Raw genomic sequence first — 22,798 nt, forward strand, 5'->3', positions numbered from 1 at the left:
TTGCGCTCTGAAAATTAATGTATTATGGAATTATTTAAAGGTCAAAGCCTCTTAGAGTTTACTGAACGCTTTAAAACAGACTTAGATTGCGAAGAATATCTAGCTTCTTTAAAGTGGGAAGATGGATATTGCTGTCGCAAATGTGGTCATAAAAAATACCAAGTTCGCAAAGATTTTTCACGCACTTGTAATATCTGTGGAGATACAGAAAGTCCTACAGCTGGAACACTTTTTCATAGACTAAAATTTGGGTTGCGTAAAGCATTTTTTATATGTTTTGAAATGACAACAACAACTAAAGGGTTATCAGCCTCACAAGTTGCTCGTCGTTATGAAATTAGTCGTCAGACTGCACATTATTTTATGCAAAAAGTCCGTGAAGCTATGAAATCCAGTGAATCGCACAAAATGAATGATAGCGTTTAGGTTGATGAATTTACCATAGGAGGAAAAGAGGAAGGAAAACAAGGTTGAAGCTATGAGGTATATATTCTTGGGTATCAGAATTTAACATAGACCGATATTTAGCGGAATACAGATTTAGAATCAATCGCTCACAGAGCAAAGAGACTATCTTTAACAATCTAATAAAAAGATTGATTGAAAGAAAACCTATTTTCCAATCTCAGTTGGTATGCCCTTAACTTGACACCTCAATTCATTTATTTTCCGATGGGGCGATTGCGTTATTTTTTGAATGGAAATGACCGTTGGTTAAAGGAAAAACAGTATTTCGGTCTGCCAAAGTTTAAAGAATGGTGGGATAAAGCCGCTTATGCCGAATATTATTTGTCAGAATGTGAATATGAAGGCAGTTGTGGTCCGGGTTATCAATCCTTAAGTGAAGAATAAAAAGAAAAAATAATAATAAGTTACAAATAATGAGTTATGAGTTACAAAGGTTGTTTAGCAAACGTTGAGCAACCGTTTTTACAAATCCTCCTCTCTAAGTAGAACAAACGTCTTTGGGCTAATACCTCTCTTCATAATTCATAATAATTTCGTAATTCGTAACTCGTAATTCGTAATTATTTATTATCTTTGTCGCCTAAAAATGAATACGATACCTATCGTATTTGCTATAATAAATGAAATAATATGAAACTAATAAAAGATCTTCAAAAAGGTACTTATCTGTTATTGATGATAGTAGCCTTAGTTGTTATCAGTTGCTCAAAAAATGATAACGACTCAATTGATACTGAATCTCCTAGACTGGCTACTATTACCAAAATTGAAACTACTGCTTTTGATACCGCTACTATTACGTGGGATCTAACTACTGATGGGCAAACTGATGCTAAAGAGCTCACTTATCAGCTGTTATGGCAGATGAGGGGTAGTAGTGAGGTGAAAAATAGCGGTACCCCAAAAGCTCTTTTCAGCACTTATAAGCTTACAGGGCTTACCGAGAAAACTACTTACCGCGTATGGGTAAAGGTATGGGACAAAGCAGGTAACACTACTGAGTATCTCGTACAGGAGTTCACTACCCCTGCTAAGCCTATCAATCCTACTGGACTTGATACAACAAACTATATACAGCTTACTACCGAGAAAAAAGTAGGAGAAATAATAAGCTTTATTATTAATGGTAATGACATAGACAAAAAAGGGTTTTGGATTGACTTCAACAACAATGGTAAATGGGACGAAGGGATAGATGTTCTACCAAAGTTCGAAGGTTATCTTGATTATACCCTAAAATCTCAAACTTTTAGAATATATGGTAAAGTTATTGAGTTATTTTGCGAATACCTAGAGCTTACAGACTTGAATATTAGTCATAACCCTTTTTTGAGTACGTTATTGGTTGAAAATAATAAACTTTCATCTATTAAAAACTTAGAGCATATAACAGTGTTATCTTTGGATAGTCATACTATGCTCAATAGCACTCTCCCTACTAATCTTTCTTTTTTGGGTATAACCGAAACCACTGCTATTCCTGCTTTTGATGTTAAAGCATTCAAAAATCTTACAGTATTACTTATAAACGGATGTAAAAGTATCCATAGCTTAGACCTTAGCCAAAACCCGCAACTTGTCCGTTTAGAAATTAACAACACCAATATCACTACTTTAGACCTTTCTAAGCAACCTAATCTTGCAATATTACACGCTTCAGGAGCTCCCCTTACAAGCGTAAACATACAAGAAAATACTGAGTTACATTGGGTATTACTTGAGCTTACAAAAGATGGTAAAGGGCTTATGGGGACTGCCCTTCTCGACTTTATTAAAGCCTTACCCACACAAAAAGTTAGTGCTGTGGCTAGTATTAAACTAAGCCCAGCCCAACAAACAGATGCTGTAAAAAGTCTTTTGCAAAGTAAAAACTGGGGAATTTATTAATTTGTTAATTATTTAATTGAGGTGTAAAAATAATTTCATATATTTGCATTCTGAAAATGAATATGTTATGGAATTATTTAAGGGACAAAGCCTCTTAGAGTTTACTGAACGCTTTAAAACAGACTTAGATTGCGAAGAATATCTAGCTTCTTTAAAGTGGGAAGATGGATATTGTTGCCGTAAATGTGGTCAGAAAAGATTTTTATGGATTTGATACAGAAAGTCCTACTGCAGGAACACTATTTTATGCAAGAAGTCCGTGAAGCTATGAAATCCAGTGAATCGCACAAAATGAATGATAGCGTTTAAGTTGATGAATTTACCATAGGAGGAAAAGAGGAAGGGAAACAAGGTTGAAGCTATGAGATATATATTCTTGGGTATCAGAATTTAACATAGACCGATATTTAGCGGAATACAGTTTTAGAATTAATCGCTCACAAAATAAAGATACTATCTTTAACAAATTAATGAAAAGAGTTGTAGAGTATTCTCCCGTTTCCCAAAGTCAATTAGTATGTAGCTAAATAGACACCTCAAAAATATCATTTTGCTTACGCCGAACTCATGTTGTATTATTAACAATTTACAATTGATAATTAACAACTAATATTTGGTTGGAAGTATCAAAAAAATGCGTATCTTTGCCCAATGAATCTAAAAGGAAAAGTACTGGCTGTTGTCTGTGCTATCTCATGGGGTTTTTCCTCCTGCGGGGAGTACCAAAAAGCCATGAAATCAGACAATTACGAATACAAATACCAAGTAGCTAAAGCCCTCTATGAGAAGGGTGACTACACTCGTGGGTTACGCCTATGGGAGAAGGTAGTAGGCTATTATATAGGCCGCCCACAGGGGGAAGAGGCCTTGTATATGTATGCTGATAGCTTCTATAAGCGGAAGAAATACGTGCTGGCGGCCTATCAGTATGAGCGATTTTTGCGCAATTACCCTCGTAGTGAGAAGGCCGAAGAGGCGCTCTTTCTCAAGGGGGAATGCCACTTTTGGGAGTCGCCTAAGTATAGCCTAGACCAGAGCGAGACGGCTAAGGCCTTGGATGAACTACAGGAGTATATAGATCGCTACCCCAATGGCGCACACCTAAGGGAGGCTAACAATATGGTCTTGGAGCTACTGAACAAGCTCCAGCAGAAGAGTTTTGAAATAGCCAAGGGCTATGACAAGATTCGCGACTATCAGGCTGCTATCAAGTCCTTTGAGAACTTTTTGATAGACAACCCTGGCTCTACCTTCCGCGAAGAGGCGATGTACTACCGCCTACACTCGGCTTATGAGTTGGCAAAAAACAGTATCAAAAGCAAAGAAAAACAACGCTTTGAAGAGGCCAAGGGCTATTATGAATCCCTTGTTCGCTCCTACCCAGAGACCTCTTTCAAGGGGAAGGCAGATAAGATGTACCAAGATATTCTAAAGAAAATAAGTGAATTATGATAAATTTGAAACGCATAGATGCGCCGCAAACTACCGTTACCTATGACAAGAACAAAATAGATGCCCAGACAGGCAACATCTATGAAGCAATTTCTATCATAGCCAAACGGGCTTCGCAGATCAATGCAGAAATTAAGCGCGAATTGGAAGAAAAACTAGAAGAGTTTGCTATCAATAATGATAGTTTGGAAGAAGTTTTTGAGAACAAAGAGCAGATAGAAGTTTCTAAATTCTATGAAAAACTTCCTAAACCACAAGCTATTGCTGTAAAGGAATGGCTGGATGGGGATATAGAGTATCGTTATATTGATGAAAAACAAAACCATGAGTATTCCTTCGCTTAAGGGGAAACATATACTAATCGGAGTAACGGCTGGAATAGCCGCTTATAAGATACCACACCTTGTACGCTTGCTTGTCAAAGAACAAGCAAGCGTTAAGGTTATTATGACTGAAGATGCCGAGGCTTTCGTAACACCGCTTACCCTTTCGGTACTCTGCAAGGAGAAGGTATATACCGCATTCCAATCTCAGGAACATGAGTGGCACAGCCATGTGGCACTTGCCCAGTGGGCAGATGCCTTTGTCATAGCTCCCGCTACGGCCAACACCTTGGCCAAGATGTCCCATGGAATATGCGATAACCTGCTATTGGCTACCTATCTTTCGGCTAAGTGCCCTGTGTTCTTTGCTCCTGCTATGGACTTGGATATGTATGTTCACTCGACAACTAAGAACAATATCGCCCTATTACAATCTTTTGGCAACCATCTTATTCCCTGCGAGTTTGGCGAGCTGGCCAGCGGTCTTATAGGAGAAGGACGTATGGCGGAGCCTGAGAGGATTGTAGCCCAATTAGCTCAGTTTTTCTTTCCTAAGAAAGCGCTGCTCAAGGGCAAAAAGCTCCTCATCACCGCAGGCCCTACTTACGAGATGATAGACCCTGTACGGTTTGTAGGCAATTTCTCTTCTGGTAAGATGGGGGTAGCACTTGCTAATACAGCCGCACTTATGGGAGCTGAAGTAACCCTTATCCTTGGCCCTACCGCTCCCCACTTTATAGAAAATACGGTGAAGGTATGCCGTGTGGTAAGCGCCCAACAGATGTATGAAGCTGCTCAAGAGGCCTTTGCCCATACCGATATAGCGATATTGGCTGCTGCTGTTGCGGATTATAAGCCTATGGTGCAAGCTCCCCAAAAGATTAAAAAGAAAACCGATCAGCTGACGCTAGAGCTGACCAAGACTCAAGATATTTTAGCGTCCTTGGGTGCTCAAAAGGACAAACAGCTGCTTATTGGTTTTGCCTTAGAAACAGAAAACGAATTGGAAAATGCCAAGGGGAAACTCACCCGTAAGCACTTAGATGCCATAGTGCTCAACTCGCTCAATGACAAGGGTGCCGGCTTCTCGGTGGATACCAACCAAGTTACTTTTATCACCCGTGAGGATAAGGTCGTGCCTATACCGCTGAAAACTAAAACAGAAATTGCAACTGATATCCTTACCCTTATTCACGACGAATTGTTATAAATCGAAGGGCAAATTGCCATTATAACTAGGGCAAATTGCCATTTGCCCCTACATACACAACAATAACATTATGAAAAAACAACTTCTTATTATTCTTTCGCTGCTGAGTTGGGGGATTTTCGCCCAGGAACTCTCTTGCAAGGTTACGATCAACACCCAACGGGTCAACCAGACCAACCAACGGGTATTTGCTACCCTACAGCGCTCTCTACAAGAGTTTATCAACCGCAAGGCTTGGACAGACCTCAAGACAAGGGAGAACGAACGTATAGACTGTTCTTTCGTCTTTACCGTCTCTTCCTATGAGAACAATATGCTCACTACCGATGTACAGATACAGGCCTTCCGCCCTGTGTATGGGAGTGGCTACCAAACACCGCTGATGAACTACCAAGAGAAAGGGGTTACTTTTTCCTACTTGGAGAACGAACCTATCTACTTCAACCCCAGCAACTTTACCTCTAACCTATCTTCCTTTATCGCCTACTATGCGCTGATTATCATAGGGATAGATGCCGATACTTTTGCTCCAGATGGGGGCAAACCCTATTTTGAGAAAGCCCTGGCTGTGGTACTCAATGCCCAAGGAAGTGGAGACAATGCTTGGCTACAGAATGGCTCTAACAACCGCTGGCAGATGATTACCGACCTGCTTTCCGATGACTTCGCTGCTCTACACAAGGTGCTCTATGCTTATCACCGCAAGGGCTTAGACCTGATGAGCCAAGACACCCAGAAAGCTAAAAATGGTATAGCCGAGGCGCTTATAGAACTTGACAAGATGGACAATAGCCGTATCAACCGCTTCCTCGCTCAGCTCTTCTTTGATGCCAAAGCAGATGAACTCGTCCAGATCCTATCAGAAGGCAAGCCCTTAGAGAAACGACAAGAAGTACAGAAAGTACTGCTAAAATTGGCGCCTACTCATGCACAACAGTGGGGACAGATTAAGTGACTAGTGACTAGTGACTAGTGACTAATAACTAATAACTAACAACTAATAACTAACAACTAATAACTAGCCTATGAGAATAGTTTTGTTTTATTTAGGGCTGTTGCTAACTGTGGGTGGTTGGGCTCAGGATAAGAGAGCCTATGTTTTCTTTGATAAAAACGGTAGGCGCACTTCCTACAAGAAACTCCTTAGAAAGAGTGAAAAAGCCGATATAGTACTCTTTGGCGAGTATCACAACAACCCTATTGCCCATTGGTTAGAACTTGAACTTCTCAAAAACCTACAACCCAAGCGTCCGCTTGTCTTAGGGGCGGAGATGCTGGAGCGGGATAACCAAGAAGCCCTTGATCGCTACTTGCAAGGGACTATTGACCAAAAGGGATTAGACACCTTAGCCCGCTTATGGAAAAACTACAAGACAGATTATAAGCCCTTGGTGGATTTTGCCAAGAAGCACCAACTGCCTTTTGTAGCGACCAATATTCCTCGCCAATATGCCAACCTTGTATATAAGAAGGGAATCCAAGCCCTTGATACACTTGCTTCCACTGAGAAGCAATGGATCGTACGCCTACCTTTCGCCTATGACGGCAGCCTCTCCCAATATGAAAAGATGAAAAAGATGTCGGGACACAACACGGAGAACCTCCCTATGGCACAGGCGATTAAGGACGCTACCATGGCCGAATCCATATTAGCACACTTAAAACCCAACAGCCTTTTTGTCCATTTCAATGGGAGCTACCACTCTGACTATTACCAAGGCATTGGGTGGTATCTCAGGCGAGAACGCCCCGATCTACGGATCTTGACCATCGCCACTACCTCGCAAGCGGAACTCAAGAGGCTTGCCAAGGAGAATTATGGTCAGGCTGATTTTATCTTGGCGGTTGATGAAGACCTATAGTCAAGCATATTTAACGTGAGTTCGATATAACGAAAGCTCCCACAGATTTTCACGGATTTCACAGATTTTCTATGTTTGTGTAATTGTGCTGTTGCGATTTACACAGATTTTTATAAGGCCTTTGGCCTTATTTATCCGTGGAAATTAAGGAGTTATACTTAGTTGTTGTATCATTCTCTCCGTGAAAATCCGTGGAATCTGTGGGAGAAAAATATAATTTTGCTTACGTCGAACTCACGTTATTTAGAATGCGAAAAAAATACGAATAAATAAGGTAAGGGATTTATTCTTAATTTGCTCTCTTTCAAGGGCGAATTGCCATTCGCCCCTACACCTGCTCATGCTAATTTTTCGCAAACCATTTCTGTTTGGCTATAAAAACAAAAAAGAAGTTTGACAAAAAGTTTTTTGCCTGATTTTTCTCTTCTATTAGAAAGAACCTCTATCTTTAAACAAAAGAGCTACAAGCTCTATCTGTGTAAGGCACGAGCTAAAGTCGCTGAATACTTGGAAGCGAGTATGTGACTCGCGCCAGTACATAACTACAATACAAGAACTATAAAATTTAACGGGACACTATTGTAAGCACTATATAAGTAAGCCCTGCTACAATATAAATTAACGTGAGTTCGATATAACGAAAGCTCCCTCGAATTTTCACGGATCTCACAGATTTTCTATGTTTGTGTAATTGTGCTGTTGCGATTTACACAGATTTTTATAAGGCCAAAGGCCTTATTTATCCGTGGAAATTAAAGAGTTATACTTTTTTAGTTGTTGTGTTATTCTCTCTGTGAAAATCCGTGGAATCTGTGGGAGAAAAAATATAATTTTGCTTACGTCGAACTCACGTTATCTTTAAACAAAAGAGCTACAAGCTCTCTCTGTATAAGGCACGAGCTGCAAGCTCGCGCCAGCAGATGCCAGCAGATAACTACAATACAAGAACTATAAAATTTAACGGGACACTATTGTAAGTACAATATAAGTAAGCCCTGCTACAATATAAATTAAGCATACAAAAAACAAATAAAATATTGCATTTTATTCAACAAAAGCGCTACTTTTTAAATTTTATTCAATATTTATATTTTAGTTTCTTTATAGATAACCTCCAAAGGTCTGTTTTTAAGCAACTTAATGAAAATAAGACTCTTATTAAAATTAAAAACTTTTCATTTTCCTATGTAATACATTATTGTTTATTGAAAAAATATTTAATTTATTTGTTTTATTTTCAAAAAATGACGTATATTTGCAGCTTTCTATTAAAAAACATTCTGATATGAAGCAAAACAAACATTGGAGGTTATTGTATTTCCTCTTTACCCTTTGCCCCTTATGGCTTGTAGCCCAACAACTCAGTGTAAAAGGAGTGGTGAAAGACACTGATGGAATGGAAATGCTCGGTGTCTCTATTATTGTCAAAGGCACCCAAAAAGGGGTCGCTACCGATGGCAATGGTCGTTATCAAATCAAAGTACAACCTCATGACGTTCTTGTTTTCTCCAGCGTGGGGTATCTCTCCCAAGAGAAAACAGTAGAAAAGAGTGGTGTTATTGACATCACCTTGGAGGCTGAAGTGGTAGCACTCACAGGTACCGAAGTGGTCGCTGTTGCCTATGGAGCTACCGACAAGAAATCATTTACAGGTTCGATGACAACAGTCAAAGAGGAAACCATCAAAGGAGCACAGACCAACAATGTTGTAAAAGCCTTGGAAGGTTCCGTTGCGGGGGTGCAGATCTCCTCTGGTTCAGGGCAACCAGGTTCGGGTGCCTCTGTGCGCATACGAGGTATAGGCTCTATCAATGCCTCCAGCAACCCCTTAGTCATCTTGGATGGTGTGCCTTACGAGGGGAGTCTCAATGCTATCAACAACAGTGATGTGGAGAGTATCAATATCCTCAAGGACGCATCGGCAGCAGCGCTCTATGGGGCACGAGGTGCCAATGGGGTGATTATCATCACTACCAAGAGTGGCGCACGAGGCCAACTCTCCGTTCAGTACGACAGCCGTATAGGGTTCAACTATCGCGGGGTGCCTGAGTACGACCTTATGAGTTCCCCTTCCGAATACTACGAAACCCTATGGCATTCCCTCTATAACCAAAGCCGATTTGGACAAAACCAACCCGAAGCTGTGGCACGCTCTTGGGCAAGCCAGCAGCTAATCCCCAATGTAGGAAGCGGGTACAATATATACAATGTACCCGACCAAGAGGTTGTTTTAGCCAACGGAAAGCTCAACCCCAATGCTCAGATAAAGTACTCCGATGCGGCCACTTTTAACCAATGGGAAAAGGCACTTTTCAAACCAGGTGTACGCAAGGAACACAACCTTAGCCTGACCAAAGGTTCTGAAATCAACAACTTCTATTTCTCTTTGGGTTACCTAAGCGATGAGGGGTATAACCTCAACTCCTATTTCAACCGATATTCATCTCGTTTTTCCTACAGAGGAGAAATCACCCCATGGCTAAAGATACATACCAACTCCATGCTTACCTATACCGAGAAGCAGGGAGCCACTTCCATTAGCTATTCCAATCCTTTTTCTTGGACGCGTAATATAGCTCCTATCTACCCTATCTACGAACATGATGATTCGGGTCAGGTGCTTAGCAGTTATGACTATGGTGCTACTCGTAAGTATAATGACAATGCCAATCCCCTTGGCACTCAGAAAGAAAACATAGACTTGACGAGGGATTATTACCTTAATCAATCCATATCCCTAGACGCTACCCTCTTGAAAAACTTACAATTCTCCAGCACAGGGAATGTATATGGCAATTTCTACGAATCCAATAACTTCACCACTCCCTTGGCTGGTGAAGGGAAAGTATATGGGGGGAATGCCACTAAATCCCGTTCCGATGTTGTGGTGATGACCTTCAACCAGTTGCTCCGATACCAAAACACTTGGAAGGACTACCATCTTGAAGCCCTTTTGGGGCATGAATCCCACAAGGCACACAGGGGCTATGACAGGTGCCAAGCGCAATTTTGTAGATCCTCGCAACAGTGAGTTCTCCAACGCTGCGGTTTTGGCCGCTTTGGACTCCTATACGAGCCATTATTTCATAGAAGGATACTTTGGGCAGATAAATGCCAACTACAAACAAAAATACTTCTTCTCCAGCAGCTTGCGTCGTGATGCTTCTTCGGTATTTGCGCCTGAACATCGTTGGGGTACGTTCTGGTCAGTGGGAGGCTCTTGGCTAATCAGTCAAGAAGATTTTATGAAAAAAGCCACTTTTGTCAATAGCCTAAAGCTAAAAGCCAGCTATGGAATCCAAGGGAATGATGAACTCTATCTGCCCGATGGAGGTCGCTCCTTGGTACCCTATATGACCCTATATGAGGTTACCTCCGATGGTAGTAACGCAGGGCTACAAGCGCGCTACAAAGGCAATCGCAACATCACTTGGGAAGAGAGTGGCAACTTCAATACAGGAATTGAGGCTACCCTATGGGATCACCTTCTTACTATAGAGGCGGATTACTTTGTCAAGAAAACCAAGAACTTGCTCTTCAACATGCCCCTACCCTCCTCCACAGGCTTTAGCTCCGAACCGAGAAATGTAGCCGACATGGAAAACAAAGGGATTGACTTTGTTATCAACCTAAATCCAATAAAGCGCGAGCACTTCTCTTGGTCTGTGTCTTTCAACGGACTATACTATAAAAACACCATCACCAAACTGCCTGAGGAACTCAGAGAAAAAGGCGTCTCCAGAGGAGGTTCACAAATCCTAAAAGAAGGCGGCAGCATCTATGACTTCTATATGGTACGCTGGGCGGGAGTCAACCCTGACAATGGAGATGCCCAATTCTATATCAAGAACCCAGCCACAGGCGCCTATGAGGTGAAAGGTAGTGCCGCCTACGAAATGGAAAACAGTCGCACCTTCGTCGGTTCTTCCATTCCTGACCTACAAGGAGGCTTCGGTAGCAATTTTAGACTATACAACTTTGACCTCTCCCTACAGTTTGCCTACCAGCTTGGCGGCAAGTTCTACGACTATCAGTACGCAGGGCTTATGCACTCAGGACAGTTGGGTAGAGGATGGCATACCGATATGCGTGCACGCTGGAGCCCTGAAAACCCACATACCGATGTGCCCCGCTTGGAGTTTGCCAACCAAAAGCTACTGAGCTCCTCCGACCGTTTCTTGATAGATGCTTCCTATCTGTCGCTAAGAAACATCAGTGTAGGGTATAGTCTGCCTGAAGAGGTTTGCCAAAAGCTACACCTAAACAAGCTCCGCTACTATATCACCGCTGAGAACGTATATCTCTGGAGCAAACGCAAGGGGTTAGACCCTCGTTCGAGCCTCGCAGGGGTGAATAGCTCCGCTGTATATAGTCCTATACGTACTGTTTCTATGGGACTTACCCTTAACTTTTAATCCGATGTATCATGAAGAAAAATAATATATACCTCCCATTATTCCTTTTAGGGCTGCTTATCAGTGCCTGTTCTAAAAGCGAATTTGACCCTAAAGTAGATGGCTTCCTCACCGATGAGCGCAAAAAGGAGCTTATGGAAAATGTAGAGACCAAGGCCAACCTCTTGCAAGTAGAACTCAATGGTATCTATAACAACAATATACGCTCTCAATCCAATAGTGGAGAGACCTTTGGGCTGAAGGCCATTCACCTGGCCACAGACCTTTCGGGGCTAGATATGGTACAACAATCCTATAGCTGGTTTGGTTTTGACTACAACTTTGATATGTGGCGTGCCGAATATGCCCGTACGGCCTTTTTATGGAATTTTCTCTACAAGCAAATCAGCTCTATCAATGCTGTACTTACGGAATATTTCCCAGAAGTACCTTCCCAAGCGGTATTGTATCAGAAATATGCGGAACTGAAATCCTTACGAGGTATCTACTATTACTACCTAATCAATCTCTACCAACACTCCTATAAGGGGCATGAGAATGACTTAGGCGTCCCCTTAGTGCTACGCCCTACCGATGCCAAACTGCCTCGTGCTACAGTAGCGGCTGTATATGAGCAGCTTTTGGCCGATTTTTCAGTAGTAGATGATGCCCGCTATGTAGTTACTGAAACTAAAACCGATGTAGATAAGGCTGTCGCCGCGGCCTACTTGGCCAAAGTATATGCCCATCTTGAGCAGTGGGACAAGGTGATTGCCTATACCCGTATGGTGCTCAATAGTCCTTATTTTACCTTTACCTCTATGGGTGAGGTACAAGCAGCCAAGTGGGATATCTCCTCCGCCTCTTGGCTTTGGGGGTATGACATTACTCAGGAGACTACCACTCACTGGAATTCCTTCTATTCCAATATAGACAACACCAACCCTATAAGCTATGCAGGAGGGGGTGCCTTCAAGAGCATCTATAGCCTGCTCTATGCCCATATAGCCCCTACCGATGTGCGTCGCAACCTCTACATAAACCGCACTGAAGCCCCTGCGATCGCCTATAGATACCCACAGCTACCCGATTATGCCAATCTAAAGTATGTTACAGACACCCGCTTCTTAGGAGATTATTGTTTCCTACGTTTGGAAGACCCACTACTGCTCTATATAGAGGCCTTAGTGGAGAGAAACGAACTCCCCCGTGCTCAAAACACCTTGACCTATTTCATGCAGAACTTCCGTGATCCTTACTATACTCCTACGGCTACAGACCAAGCCTCTATGCGTGAGGAAGTACGTTGGCAACGCCGTATAGAACTCTGGGGAGAGGGCACCTCTTTCTTTGATTTCAAGCGTTGGGGATTAGGCGCCAACAGAACTCAAGCAGGCAGCAACCATGTTTATGCCATAGATGTTCCCGCAGGAGACAGGCGTTGGGTGTATCAGATTCCTATTAGCGAAATAGAAGCCAATCCGAATATGGTACAGAATTAATGAGTTGATGAGTCAATGAGTCAATGAGCTGATGGGTCAATGAACTGATTTAAGGTTCATTGACCCATCGGTTTATTTTATAACCTACTACGTTCGCTCTCTATACCGCTGCCCCTGACATCCTCCTCTACCTCTTTGCCTTTGGCAAACTGGTAAATGAGGGAGAGACCAAAGAATCGTGTGTTGGCCTTGTTGTAGCTATAACTATACACTTGGTTGAAGTCATATTCACTCTTGGATCTGGAGGTATTGAATAGATCACTTACAAAAGCATTGAGCTTGAAGGCGTCTGAAATTGGATAGAACAAATCCACACCAAAGGTATTGCTCTGGTAGTTCTTGAAATACATATTCTTGTGATCGGATGTATAAGTGTAGTTCACACCCAACTCCATATCCCAAGGGAGATAAAAACGCTGAGACAAAAACACTTCTGCATATAGGGAATGGTACTGCTCATTGGGGAGTCTGAAATGGAGACTTCCCCCTACAAATTTGGCATTCATCTCGCACCAATCGGTTAGTTTTTGGAAAGAAGATATATGCAAAAAGAAATCATTCTTATAGCCCGCATTCTCAGGACGGGTAACCCGTATACCTGCCACATCACTAGGCATATATACAATATTATTTTGGGTATAGCGATAAGTTAGACTCAGATTAAGCCTACCTGTATGTCCCCATTGAACTTGGTAAGTGTTGGCTGGTTTCAACTCCTTATTCCCCACGCCTGCCGTAGTAGGGCTATATCTTATATAAGTAGGATTAAAAGCATTAAAATACGGCCTACTGAGTCGCTCAGCCGCAGAGATATAAAAGCTATACCCCCATAACTGACCCTTGTATTGGGCATTGAATAACCATTGCCAATCATTGTTATAATAATACGCTGATCTATTGTTGAAATCATTGTAATTATACTCAGAGCGAGCCCCCAAGGATACTGAAGCACTTTCCCCCACAGGGAAGTTATAAGAGGCATAAAGAGCAAGTATATATTCCTTTAGAAAAAAATCCTTTGAATAATCGGTATCTTTGATATACTGCTGATTGACAAGATAAAAACGATTCTGGTAAAGGCGGTTATCTACCAGAGAAAGACGAGTACCTAGGGAAAATGCCTGCTTATCTGCCCATTTCTTATTCCAAGCCGCCTTAAGAGCATAGACAAAGACCTTATCATCATTTGCTTCTTCAAAAACCTTAGTTGTTACAAGTGCTTTGTGCAGTGTTTCCTCTTCCCAAGAGGGATTCTCATATTTCCTATTCATGAAATCAAGATTCACCTGTAGGTTGGAGTTGAGTGTATCTAAGGTTTGCTTAAGTGCTAAAGAAAAAGTATGATCGGTAGAATGCTGGCTAAAAAGCTTATGATTGGCAATCCAATGGTCATAGGTATTATGATCATAGACCTCTGTACGTGTATTTCGGTCATGATCCTTATCCTCGTCGTAATTGAGCATATAAAGGAAACTCAGACTTGTATTCTCATGTGGTGTATAGTCTGTTCCAAAGAGAACATTATTACCTATTCTCCTTAGCTTGGCTTCAGTGGTGCTATTATAGGAACGTTGCACATTCTTAAGTGTTAGCTCATTTGCCTCCTCTAAGACGGTTTTGGAGCGAAAGTGATAGAGATTGCCATAGATACGATATTTCTCGGTAGCATAAAAGAGATCCACACCACTATCATAGCCAAATTGAGGTTTGAAGTATATTCTCTGGCGCAACTCCCCTACCCAACCTTGTTTTTGGATTGTATTTATCTTGATTATTCCAAACTTAGAGGCTTCGGTAGAGGCGTCCATTCTATCGACTACCTCTATACTCTCAATGGTATTGGTAGGAATAGTACTTAGAAACTTGAGGATCTTATCCTTGGGCAAATGAAGCTCCTTACCGTCCAGAACAAGCTGAATATCATCACTACCGAGAATATTTAGTCCATTAACAGTGGAGATACTAGGAGCATAGTCGAGTATCTCAAGTATATTATCTCTGTTTTTCAGGCGAGACTCAGCCACTGCTATCACCACTCCTGTATCGGTATAGGTGATAGGGCTTTTGGTACGAGCGATAGAGACACCTGAGAGTTCTTGCACTTTTTCAGCAAGGGAGATCTCCCCCAAGGAAGTATCTGATTGTAAGGAAAGTACTTTAGAAAACCCTTCGTAGAAGACAGAACTGACCGTAAGGGTATAAGTACCTGCCGCTGCTTGTAGGCTAAAACTACCGTCCTGCTTGGACAAAGTTGCCTCGACCACTTTTTCCTCCTGTAATAACTTCACAGTACAATAAGCGATAGGGGCATTGCTCTTATCCCTTAGCACTCCCTCGACCTTAAATTGTCCCCAACAGCAGAAAGGAACAAAACAACATAGAAGAAAGAACGATTTCATAGCGTAAGAAAAATTGTTTGACAAATATTAAATTATTTTACCTTGATAATCAATCAAGTAACTTTCGTAATTAAAATCTATTAGCTCTATTCCTTTGGGTGTAAGGGTAAAAGAGGGTATACGCTCTGTGGGCGAGACAAAGATATCCTTACCACTGAACTGCCAAAGGATTTCGCCCTGCCTATTAAGGCGTGATATCTCTACCTCTCCATGGGTAATGTAATCATCTTGGTAAGGAACAATCTCAAAGCAAGTAGCCATATCCACCTGCGTATGCCAAAGGAGCTCTAAGGAGGGTAAGAAGATACAAAATACCTCATTACCACAAGCTATGAGCAATCTATCGCCGTCTAACAGCGCACTTTTCTCCCACAGACTGCTCACGCTCCCTCCTGCTGTGAGGACTACGTTTTTAATCTCCTCTTCTGCCTGATAGAGATAAACTGTTACTTGTGGTGGGTGAGCTTCCTTTTCTCTTATCTCTATCTGATAAGAATCTTTATAAAGCCAAAGGGTGTTTTTCATAGTGTTTTAAGGTCGTATAATTGTTTCTTCTACTTTGCCTTTGATCATATTCTCAATAGCAGTATAGAGGTCGCCCCCATAGAGATGGTAATAGGTCTTTCTTGGTATCCAAGAGGTAAGGTCAAGTACGCCCCATACACTCCCTACACTATCTATACAGAGAACTTCATCGGCATTGACATCGCCAAAGGGAATAAGCTCGGTAATACCTGCATCCGATTCATAGTATAGCATCTCTTGGCGAGATTTTGCGAATATATAAAAACCATATAGCCGTCGCGGCGCTTGATATCCTTGTCGTCGAATATGGTAAGGAAAGTAACAAGCTCATGCGGCAAATCGTCATAACCTGCCTCGCGATAACGCGCTTTGATAGTTTCCGTACGAGTGCGTCGCTCTTCTTTAGAGAGGGTATTGAGTAAGGCAATACCTTGCTGGGCTAAAAGGTTTTCTAATGATTTTTTCATTTCTTAAACAAATTTGCTACCTCAAAAACGGGTACTAACAACAATAGTATAGGCCATAAAACGAGAAAGATCACCCCCGTCAACAAACAGCCTAAGTACTGGTTATAAGCAAAGTCTCTATCCAATAGTTCTATGGTCTTATTAACTATCCATAGTTTTTCTATTTTCTTCTTGAGGTTCATGGGTTTCATTCTTCACTTTTCACTCCCTCCAATTCCAGCAAAAACTTTTTCCGCCACAAGCCTCCTCCATAGCCTGTGAGGGTACCATTGGAGCCAATAACCCGATGACAGGGGATAAGGATAGAGATATGATTTTGGCCATTGGCATTGGCTACCGCGCGTACACTTTGGGGCGATCCCAAGGCGATGGCTTGCTGTTTGTAACTCCACGTTTGCCCATAGGGAATGGTTCGTAAGACCTGCCAAACCCTTTGTTGAAAATCAGTTCCAAAGGGAGATAGAGGCACGGAAAACACCTGACGCTTGCCTGCAAAATATTCGCTAAGTTCTTGTTCCAAAAGGGCAAAGTAGGGACTTTCACCTTGTATAATAGGGGCTTTTTCCAGTTTAGAAATTTCTTTTAGCTCTGCTTCCAACACTTTGCTATCAGAAAACTCCAACATACAGATCCCCTTGCCTGTAGCACAAGCTACCATAGTGCCTATAGGGGTTTCTATATGCTTGAGGAGGATTCCCCCGATCCCCCGAAGGGGAACAAAAGGAAGGTTTTCTTTAGTTAGTATGCTCACATTTTCCATGTTTTTCGTTTTTTATTTCCTTGCTTCCTCTATGGTGAGGCCAAAAGGCTCTAATGCCCATTTGAGATTGGAAAGGATATAATCCTCATCTTTAGAAAAACGCTTGGCTATCTCTTTGTAATAGGGCAGTAAACGCTTGTCTTTTACCTCAGATAGTGCTTGTATAACTGTGTGTAACACCTTGTTATCGCTCTCTTGTAGCCCTTTGATGAAGGTGTCAAGATATTGCTCTCTTTTCTTGCTTTTGCCCAGTGTATAATAGGCTGTTATACGGATTCGAGGATTTGCATCATCAGTAAAAGGAAGGATTACTTCCTCGAAATTGTCATCGCCTTCGGTAAGGAGGTAGGTAGCAAAATCAAAGGTTTCCTCATCGGTAATAGAGGGCAAGAGTTCTTTTACGATAGGCACCCAGTCGGCACAGTGGTCTTGAGCATACCACCATATATACTGAAATACTTCCTTGGGCTTCTCGGTTACTAAGGTATCCAAATAAGGTTTGGCGCGCTTGTAGGAGGACAAGGTGAGTATTTCAATGAGAAAATCCCTATCCTCATTGTTTAAGGCGATGAGCGCTTCTACTTTGTCTAATACGGTATCAGACAAAGGCGGTCTTTTGTGATACACTCCGTCAAGACAATCGGTTTGGGTTTTGCGGTCGTTGGTTTGCTCATATTCGGCAAGAAGTACCTCAGCGGGTTCACCTCGGTGGTAGCCAAACCAAGTAGGTCGGTCGTCCAAGAGTTGGCCAGAGATGACCTCATCAAGATAGCGTTCGTACCAATCCAAGAAATTGGTTTCAAAAGCAAATGTAGGTTGTATTAAATCCCAATTGACATTGACTACGCGTCCTGCATAAGGCCCTGTAAGCACCAAAGCGTGGTAATAGGCACAGCCCTGACTTCCCAAGGGGAGCAGTCCGCCAAAGACTTTCCCACACTGTTGGGTGTAGTCCTCCTCTGTTTGCGTTTCGTCCTCCTCTTGCTCATCATCTTCAAAATCTTCATCTTCTTCCTCATCTTCAAAATCCTCATCTTCTTCGTCATTCATTAATAGCGGACTGGAGAGGGCTTCCCATTCTTCTTTGGTCATATCGGGTGAGAGGGCACAAGGGGCTTTGAGGTAGGTTTCCGTTTGGTCATAAACAAGGTCATTCACTTGAGTACCGAAAGCATACAAGCCGTAATAAGGCCCTGCCATCGTGTCCAACTTCTGGGCTTTAGCGTCGCCTATGGTCTGTACAAAAGCACGGTAATCCTCAGGTAGGGATACACCATATTTTTTTTCAAAGGCAAGGACTTCCGCCTCACTTACGGGAGGGTTAAGATGGTACTCATGTGTCTCGGCGCCAAATACTTCCAAGTCTTTATCGGCAGCTTTGGCTTGGGAGAGCTTTTGCTGAATGCGGTGGAGTTGTTCTTGATACATAAGGGTTAGGTTTTAGGGGGTCATATAAGGGATTTTGATTCTGTTTTCTATTCGGAGGGTATAGCCTGTTTCTTGTTGAAATTCTTCCATCCTTGCTACATAACTACGATGTATTTTCTTTTTATTTGCTATATAAGCTGCTTTAATATTATAATCAGTAATATCACAGATCTTTTTAAAGTGATTTATTGTTGCTATAAGTTGCAAAGCCGCTTCTTTTAGAAAATCACTTGCATTTTTTAGCTTTCTATCTTTTAATTCTACAAAAATAAGGTTATTTCCATCATACTCAAGCATACCATCACAACGTTTTTCCATTTTTGTAGGGTCATCATCTCGCCAGATTTCAATACAGTTATCAATAGCGATAAAGTAAACCTCTTTTTGTTCTTCATTTTTTATTTCTGCAATCCAACTGTCCTGATTACTTACATCAATATAAGCAGGTTTTTGTGTTCCCTCTTCATCACATAAACCAAAAATCTTTTCAGAAGAAACTTGCTGACATTGGTTATTAAAAAAATCTATTGCCATTGTTATTTTAAATCTAAAAGGTCTGCAAAAAGGTTATTGGTTTCATCTATTTGGAGATTTAGCATATTCTCATCAGAAGGTATTCCATTATAATCACCTAACAACTTCACAGTACCTTCTTTTTCATCAAGTTCATAAATAGCTAAATCCTCACTTTTTACAAGTGCTGAAATTGGTATAATCTTTCCTATCTGTTCTTTGTTTACCTCGTTTCGTATGTTTCCTGCTTCCACAGCTACTGATATGTAATTGACCAAATAAGGGCTATGGGTGGTAATTATCAATTTGTTAGCAGGTATTTCATTATTGATTTTCAGCAAACTATAGAGCATATTGCGTTGCGAGGTTGGAAAGAGGTTTTGCTCAGGCTCTTCAACGATATTAACAAAAGAGGTTTTGTTAAATTTTTCAGATAAAGCGTTGGCTGCGCTACGTCGTTGCTCTTCTGTAAAATGAAGATTGGCATAGATTTCCTTGATTTGCTTTTCAAATCGTTTACGTTCCTCTATACTCATTGGTTCTGTCTTATTCTTTACACTATTTACTAAATAGTCAGACACTAAGAACAAAGGCACTAATGATTGGAACCCACTTGAGGCCTCTGAGAGTTGTACCCTATAGTCATCACCTTTTACATAGAGTATATCTCTATTTTTATCGTATAACAAATAAGATTCATTGATGGGGAGCGGCATTTCGGTTACCTTTTCTTTAGCATAAGTATAGGCTGCCAAGAAATCATTCAAGGCAGCTGAAGCTACTTTTAGTTCCCTCATACTCTTCATATATGAAATAAAGTTCCGCTCAGAAGGCACATACATTAGCTGTGGAAGGGCATACGCCATCTGCTTCTTTTCAAAAGATAATTGTCCTTCTGTATAGGTAATTGAAAAAGCACTTCCTGTATATTGGATATAAGTATTTTCTTTCAAATAGTTCTCAAGGCGATGATAGCTTAGAAACAAGTCCCTAAAAGTATTATTTTTTTCAAACCATTGAGGATTATAACTTTCTTTAAACAAAGCCTTTTCTATCCACATAAAGGTAGCGATAAGTTTAGCCACGGTACTCTTCCCGCTGCCCTGATTTCCTATGAAGAAGGTTACTTTTTTAATCTCTATAGGAGCACTATGTTCTTTGATAGCTCCAAAGTTTCGTATGGTAATATTACTCATTTTGTCAATGCCTTGTTCTAAAGAACAAAAATACAACTTTTCAATCCAAAAGTCAAGAAATAATTGTTTTTTTACTTTCTCGCTTCTTCTATAGTCAGCCCAAAAGAAGCTAAACGGCGTTCTAAGTTACTAAGAATATAGTCTTTCTCTTTGGGGAAACGCTTGGCTATTTGTTTGTAATAGGGCAACAAACGTTCGTCGGTTATACCTGAAAGAGCTTGGATAGCTGCTCTGAGTACATTATTATCACTATCTTGTAGTCCGCTAATAAAAACCTCCAAAAAGGCTTCCTTATTAGGACTTTTGGAGAGGGTATAATAAGCATACTCACGCATTTGGGCAATAGGATGATGCGTAAATGGTATGATAACAGTCTCAAAATTGCTGTTAGGACAGTCAGAGATTATGGCGCTTGCGCGCTTAAATACATCTAAGTCCTCAATAGTAGGCATTTGTGCTTTTACTACTTCTATCCAGTCGGCATAATGTTTTTTTGCATAGAAACATATCATCTCCACTGCTTTTTTAAAATCCTCCTTTATCAAAGTGGTTAAATAAGGCTTGGCATGCTCGTAAGAAGAGCGCAAAAGAAGGTTGATGAAGAAGTGCTTATCTTCCTTATTCCAGCTGATAATTCTTTCAATAGTGGGGAACGTTTCCGCAGGAAAAGGAAATTTCTTATGCCAAAGAGCATCCCTACAATTCCTTTGCTCTTGCAAATCGGTAGTTTGCTGATAGTCATTTAGAAGAACTTCAATAGTGCCACGACGATTATAACCAAAATGGGCTAAGGTGTTTCCTATCAAATCGCCAGAGATCACCTCGTCCAAATAGCGTTCGTACCAATCCAAGAAAGTAGTTTCAAAGGCAAACTTAGGTTTTCTCAAATCAACATCTATATTCACTACTCGCCCTGCATATTTGCCGTTGAGTACCAAAGCGTGGTACATAGAGCAGCCCTGAGAGCCTAGTGGTAAAAGACCGCTATATACCTTTCCGTGAAGTGCTTCATAAGTAGCATCGTCTAACAGAAATTCTGTGTGGTTTTCCTTGGCTTCTTGTTCGGCTATTTCGGCTTCCAAAAGTTCTCTGCTAAAAGCCTCCCATTCTTCATCTGTCATATCAGGAGAGAGGGCACAAGGAGCTTTTAAGTAAAGAGTGCCGTCGCCAAGAAGAAATTGTTCTTGTGCTCTATCAAAATCAAAAAGCCCATAGTAAGGACCTGCTATCCTCTCTAATCTTTCAGCATTTTTGTCACCTATGGTAAGTAGGAAATCGCGATAGCCCTCAGGCAAAGTCAGTCCGTACTTTTGTTCAAAGGCAAGGACTTCCGCCTCGCTTACAGGTGGATTGAGGTGGTACTTGTGTGAGCTGGCACCAAATACTTCTAAGTCTTTATCGGCTTCTTTGGCTTGGGAGAGCTTTTGCTGAATGCGGTGGAGTTGTTCTTTCATTTGTGTTTGTTTTTCACTATTTTATATATTCCCATAAACCTCTATATAGGCGCAGATGAGGAGTTTTTCTTCTATATAAGTGAGCACTTTCTCCACAAAGGTCTTTACTTTTTCTTCGGTAAATGTACGCTGGCGCAGTTGTGTGATGATTTTTTGGCATGTGGTGAGATCAAAAAGGTTGCTAGTGGTATCCTTGAAATCGGGTTCTATCTTATTCCATTGGGGTTGGTATAGGGGAAATACGGATTGGAAATCTTCCGAGAGGTATTCATCAAAATCTTTTATTGGGATAAAGATAGAGCGCTTGGAAACAACGTTCAGATCAGTATCCAAGGCAGTGATGATATAGCCCATACCTCTTTCGCTGGTGTCTCTCCTATTATCCACACTTATAGTTAGTGAAGTACTAAAAATGTGTTTTACAGTCTTTTCGACATTGTAATCAAAGCGCTTGTACGCACTTTCCGCTTCCCAGCGCTCGCAGTGGGTTGTTGCCATAATAGTGGCTATATTCTCTTGGTGATAGAGGGCTATGGCTGCAGGGAGGTCACCTGCAGTTTGCTCTAATAGGGTTTTGGCTTTCTGCAAGGGAAGGGCGAGCTCAGTTTTGAGGGTTTGTATTTCTTTGAGATAGTTCATTCAATTAACAAATTACTTCATTTTGGGACGAAAAGAGCGTTTTTTGTCAAAGCCTTTGCTGTCTATTTTCAGCTCGTTGGGCAGTTCCGGTGATTGCTCGGCTTGGGTTTTGAGGTCGGAAAGGTACTGCACGATGTGCTGCCATACAAAATCAGGGTCGATATAGACGCCGAGTTCCTGCAAACTAGGGTTTATATATACTTTTTGATTTTTCGTTCTATAATCACTCGTAATGAGTAGTAACGGTATTTTTGAGAGTTCTTCCCAAGACAAATGAGTTTCTTCCCTGATATGAAAACCATTATTCTCACGAATGAAA

Annotated in this window: 22 protein-coding genes and 2 pseudogenes; 12 read left to right on the forward strand and 12 right to left on the reverse strand. The window is 41.4% G+C overall.

Going from position 1 to position 22,798, the window contains the following annotated elements; translation table 11 throughout:
• Positions 1-24: 24 nt before the first annotated feature.
• The 12 genes and pseudogenes from HMPREF9331_RS12975 (at position 25) to HMPREF9331_RS08205 (ending at position 13,098) form a co-directional block, all read left to right on the forward strand.
• Positions 25-644, forward strand: a pseudogene (locus HMPREF9331_RS12975) (hypothetical protein).
• On the forward strand, positions 601-852 hold the full coding sequence (locus HMPREF9331_RS08165; protein WP_016420490.1) for a hypothetical protein: 252 nt from the start codon (positions 601-603) through the stop codon (positions 850-852). The pseudogene HMPREF9331_RS12975 and the gene HMPREF9331_RS08165 overlap by 44 nt, the downstream one beginning before the upstream one ends.
• Before the next feature lie 246 nt (positions 853-1,098).
• Positions 1,099-2,355, forward strand: coding sequence for a fibronectin type III domain-containing protein (locus HMPREF9331_RS08170; protein WP_016420491.1), 1,257 nt, complete (start codon positions 1,099-1,101; stop codon positions 2,353-2,355).
• 67 nt (positions 2,356-2,422) lie between these two features.
• A pseudogene (locus HMPREF9331_RS12980) lies at positions 2,423-2,882 on the forward strand (hypothetical protein).
• A gap of 124 nt (positions 2,883-3,006) precedes the next feature.
• The gene (locus tag HMPREF9331_RS08175) at positions 3,007-3,807 is read left to right on the forward strand and encodes an outer membrane protein assembly factor BamD (protein WP_016420494.1); all 801 of its coding nucleotides are present in this window, start codon (positions 3,007-3,009) and stop codon (positions 3,805-3,807) included.
• Positions 3,807-4,151, forward strand: a complete 345-nt coding sequence (locus tag HMPREF9331_RS08180; protein WP_369730988.1) for a DNA-directed RNA polymerase subunit omega — start codon at positions 3,807-3,809, stop codon at positions 4,149-4,151. Before HMPREF9331_RS08175 ends, HMPREF9331_RS08180 begins: the two co-directional genes overlap by 1 nt.
• A complete protein-coding gene (coaBC, locus tag HMPREF9331_RS08185) occupies positions 4,132-5,340 on the forward strand; it encodes a bifunctional phosphopantothenoylcysteine decarboxylase/phosphopantothenate--cysteine ligase CoaBC (protein WP_016420495.1) in 1,209 nt (402 codons plus the stop codon). The genes HMPREF9331_RS08180 and coaBC overlap by 20 nt, the downstream gene beginning before the upstream one ends.
• A 70-nt stretch (positions 5,341-5,410) precedes the next feature.
• Complete coding sequence (porD, locus tag HMPREF9331_RS08190; protein WP_016420496.1) at positions 5,411-6,295, forward strand: type IX secretion system protein PorD; 885 nt, start codon at positions 5,411-5,413, stop codon at positions 6,293-6,295.
• Positions 6,296-6,365: 70 nt separating this feature from the next.
• Positions 6,366-7,202 carry a ChaN family lipoprotein gene (locus HMPREF9331_RS08195; protein ID WP_016420497.1) on the forward strand — a complete coding sequence of 279 codons (837 nt, stop codon included), beginning with the start codon at positions 6,366-6,368 and terminating at the stop codon, positions 7,200-7,202.
• 1,285 nt (positions 7,203-8,487) lie between these two features.
• Positions 8,488-10,233: a SusC/RagA family TonB-linked outer membrane protein gene (locus HMPREF9331_RS13495; RefSeq protein ID WP_016420498.1), complete on the forward strand. Its 1,746-nt coding sequence runs from the start codon at positions 8,488-8,490 to the stop codon at positions 10,231-10,233.
• Positions 10,163-11,617, forward strand: a complete 1,455-nt coding sequence (locus HMPREF9331_RS13500) for a SusC/RagA family TonB-linked outer membrane protein (protein WP_345908519.1) — start codon at positions 10,163-10,165, stop codon at positions 11,615-11,617. The genes HMPREF9331_RS13495 and HMPREF9331_RS13500 overlap by 71 nt, the downstream gene beginning before the upstream one ends.
• 11 nt (positions 11,618-11,628) lie before the next feature.
• Complete coding sequence (locus HMPREF9331_RS08205; RefSeq protein WP_016420500.1) at positions 11,629-13,098, forward strand: RagB/SusD family nutrient uptake outer membrane protein; 1,470 nt, start codon at positions 11,629-11,631, stop codon at positions 13,096-13,098.
• Positions 13,099-13,175: 77 nt separating this feature from the next.
• Here the strand turns inward: HMPREF9331_RS08205 and HMPREF9331_RS08210 are convergent, their stop codons facing one another.
• The 12 genes from HMPREF9331_RS08210 to HMPREF9331_RS13340 form a co-directional block, all read right to left on the reverse strand.
• A complete protein-coding gene (locus tag HMPREF9331_RS08210) occupies positions 13,176-15,497 on the reverse strand; it encodes an outer membrane beta-barrel family protein (RefSeq protein ID WP_016420501.1) in 2,322 nt (773 codons plus the stop codon).
• A 27-nt stretch (positions 15,498-15,524) separates the two neighbouring features.
• On the reverse strand, positions 15,525-16,022 hold the full coding sequence (locus HMPREF9331_RS08215) for a hypothetical protein (protein ID WP_016420502.1): 498 nt from the start codon (positions 16,020-16,022) through the stop codon (positions 15,525-15,527).
• Between the two features lie 6 nt (positions 16,023-16,028).
• Entirely contained in the window at positions 16,029-16,256 is a 228-nt protein-coding gene (locus HMPREF9331_RS13335; RefSeq protein WP_016420503.1) for a hypothetical protein, read from the reverse strand.
• Positions 16,175-16,489: a hypothetical protein gene (locus HMPREF9331_RS08220; RefSeq protein ID WP_234945870.1), complete on the reverse strand. Its 315-nt coding sequence runs from the start codon at positions 16,487-16,489 to the stop codon at positions 16,175-16,177. The genes HMPREF9331_RS13335 and HMPREF9331_RS08220 overlap by 82 nt, the downstream gene beginning before the upstream one ends.
• On the reverse strand, positions 16,486-16,680 hold the full coding sequence (locus HMPREF9331_RS08225; protein ID WP_016420504.1) for a hypothetical protein: 195 nt from the start codon (positions 16,678-16,680) through the stop codon (positions 16,486-16,488). The genes HMPREF9331_RS08220 and HMPREF9331_RS08225 overlap by 4 nt, the downstream gene beginning before the upstream one ends.
• Positions 16,677-17,249: a methylated-DNA--[protein]-cysteine S-methyltransferase gene (locus tag HMPREF9331_RS08230; protein WP_016420505.1), complete on the reverse strand. Its 573-nt coding sequence runs from the start codon at positions 17,247-17,249 to the stop codon at positions 16,677-16,679. The genes HMPREF9331_RS08225 and HMPREF9331_RS08230 overlap by 4 nt, the downstream gene beginning before the upstream one ends.
• Positions 17,250-17,261: 12 nt before the next feature.
• Positions 17,262-18,677 (reverse strand): HEAT repeat domain-containing protein, encoded by a 1,416-nt coding sequence (locus tag HMPREF9331_RS08235; RefSeq protein WP_016420506.1) that lies wholly within the window; start codon positions 18,675-18,677, stop codon positions 17,262-17,264.
• Positions 18,678-18,689: 12 nt separating this feature from the next.
• Complete coding sequence (locus HMPREF9331_RS08240; protein WP_016420507.1) at positions 18,690-19,211, reverse strand: hypothetical protein; 522 nt, start codon at positions 19,209-19,211, stop codon at positions 18,690-18,692.
• Positions 19,212-19,213: 2 nt separating this feature from the next.
• Positions 19,214-20,386 (reverse strand): AAA family ATPase, encoded by a 1,173-nt coding sequence (locus tag HMPREF9331_RS08245; RefSeq protein WP_016420508.1) that lies wholly within the window; start codon positions 20,384-20,386, stop codon positions 19,214-19,216.
• Between the two features lie 71 nt (positions 20,387-20,457).
• Positions 20,458-21,840, reverse strand: coding sequence for an SMI1/KNR4 family protein (locus HMPREF9331_RS08250; protein ID WP_016420509.1), 1,383 nt, complete (start codon positions 21,838-21,840; stop codon positions 20,458-20,460).
• A gap of 21 nt (positions 21,841-21,861) precedes the next feature.
• Positions 21,862-22,479: a hypothetical protein gene (locus HMPREF9331_RS08255; protein WP_016420510.1), complete on the reverse strand. Its 618-nt coding sequence runs from the start codon at positions 22,477-22,479 to the stop codon at positions 21,862-21,864.
• Between the two features lie 12 nt (positions 22,480-22,491).
• Positions 22,492-22,662 (reverse strand): hypothetical protein, encoded by a 171-nt coding sequence (locus HMPREF9331_RS13340; RefSeq protein ID WP_248641634.1) that lies wholly within the window; start codon positions 22,660-22,662, stop codon positions 22,492-22,494.
• Between the last annotated feature and the right edge of the window lie 136 nt (positions 22,663-22,798).

This window comes from Capnocytophaga granulosa ATCC 51502 (assembly GCF_000411115.1).
GTDB lineage: Bacteria > Bacteroidota > Bacteroidia > Flavobacteriales > Flavobacteriaceae > Capnocytophaga > Capnocytophaga granulosa.

What these genes read in the sequence shown, in the direction of transcription:
- coaBC (WP_016420495.1), top strand. Translation starts at nt 4,132, where the DNA reads ATGAGTATTCCTTCGCTTAAGGGGAAACATATACTAATCGGAGTAACG.
- HMPREF9331_RS08215 (WP_016420502.1), bottom strand. Translation starts at nt 16,022, where the DNA reads ATGAAAAACACCCTTTGGCTTTATAAAGATTCTTATCAGATAGAGATA.
- HMPREF9331_RS08170 (WP_016420491.1), top strand. Translation starts at nt 1,099, where the DNA reads ATGAAACTAATAAAAGATCTTCAAAAAGGTACTTATCTGTTATTGATG.
- HMPREF9331_RS13495 (WP_016420498.1), top strand. Translation starts at nt 8,488, where the DNA reads ATGAAGCAAAACAAACATTGGAGGTTATTGTATTTCCTCTTTACCCTT.
- HMPREF9331_RS13335 (WP_016420503.1), bottom strand. Translation starts at nt 16,256, where the DNA reads ATGCTATACTATGAATCGGATGCAGGTATTACCGAGCTTATTCCCTTT.
- HMPREF9331_RS08225 (WP_016420504.1), bottom strand. Translation starts at nt 16,680, where the DNA reads ATGAAACCCATGAACCTCAAGAAGAAAATAGAAAAACTATGGATAGTT.
- porD (WP_016420496.1), top strand. Translation starts at nt 5,411, where the DNA reads ATGAAAAAACAACTTCTTATTATTCTTTCGCTGCTGAGTTGGGGGATT.
- HMPREF9331_RS13500 (WP_345908519.1), top strand. Translation starts at nt 10,163, where the DNA reads ATGAATCCCACAAGGCACACAGGGGCTATGACAGGTGCCAAGCGCAAT.
- HMPREF9331_RS08220 (WP_234945870.1), bottom strand. Translation starts at nt 16,489, where the DNA reads ATGAAAAAATCATTAGAAAACCTTTTAGCCCAGCAAGGTATTGCCTTA.
- HMPREF9331_RS08230 (WP_016420505.1), bottom strand. Translation starts at nt 17,249, where the DNA reads ATGGAAAATGTGAGCATACTAACTAAAGAAAACCTTCCTTTTGTTCCC.
- HMPREF9331_RS08255 (WP_016420510.1), bottom strand. Translation starts at nt 22,479, where the DNA reads ATGAACTATCTCAAAGAAATACAAACCCTCAAAACTGAGCTCGCCCTT.
- HMPREF9331_RS08235 (WP_016420506.1), bottom strand. Translation starts at nt 18,677, where the DNA reads ATGTATCAAGAACAACTCCACCGCATTCAGCAAAAGCTCTCCCAAGCC.
- HMPREF9331_RS08205 (WP_016420500.1), top strand. Translation starts at nt 11,629, where the DNA reads ATGAAGAAAAATAATATATACCTCCCATTATTCCTTTTAGGGCTGCTT.
- HMPREF9331_RS08250 (WP_016420509.1), bottom strand. Translation starts at nt 21,840, where the DNA reads ATGAAAGAACAACTCCACCGCATTCAGCAAAAGCTCTCCCAAGCCAAA.
- HMPREF9331_RS08195 (WP_016420497.1), top strand. Translation starts at nt 6,366, where the DNA reads ATGAGAATAGTTTTGTTTTATTTAGGGCTGTTGCTAACTGTGGGTGGT.
- HMPREF9331_RS08175 (WP_016420494.1), top strand. Translation starts at nt 3,007, where the DNA reads ATGAATCTAAAAGGAAAAGTACTGGCTGTTGTCTGTGCTATCTCATGG.
- HMPREF9331_RS08210 (WP_016420501.1), bottom strand. Translation starts at nt 15,497, where the DNA reads ATGAAATCGTTCTTTCTTCTATGTTGTTTTGTTCCTTTCTGCTGTTGG.
- HMPREF9331_RS08245 (WP_016420508.1), bottom strand. Translation starts at nt 20,386, where the DNA reads ATGAGTAATATTACCATACGAAACTTTGGAGCTATCAAAGAACATAGT.
- HMPREF9331_RS08240 (WP_016420507.1), bottom strand. Translation starts at nt 19,211, where the DNA reads ATGGCAATAGATTTTTTTAATAACCAATGTCAGCAAGTTTCTTCTGAA.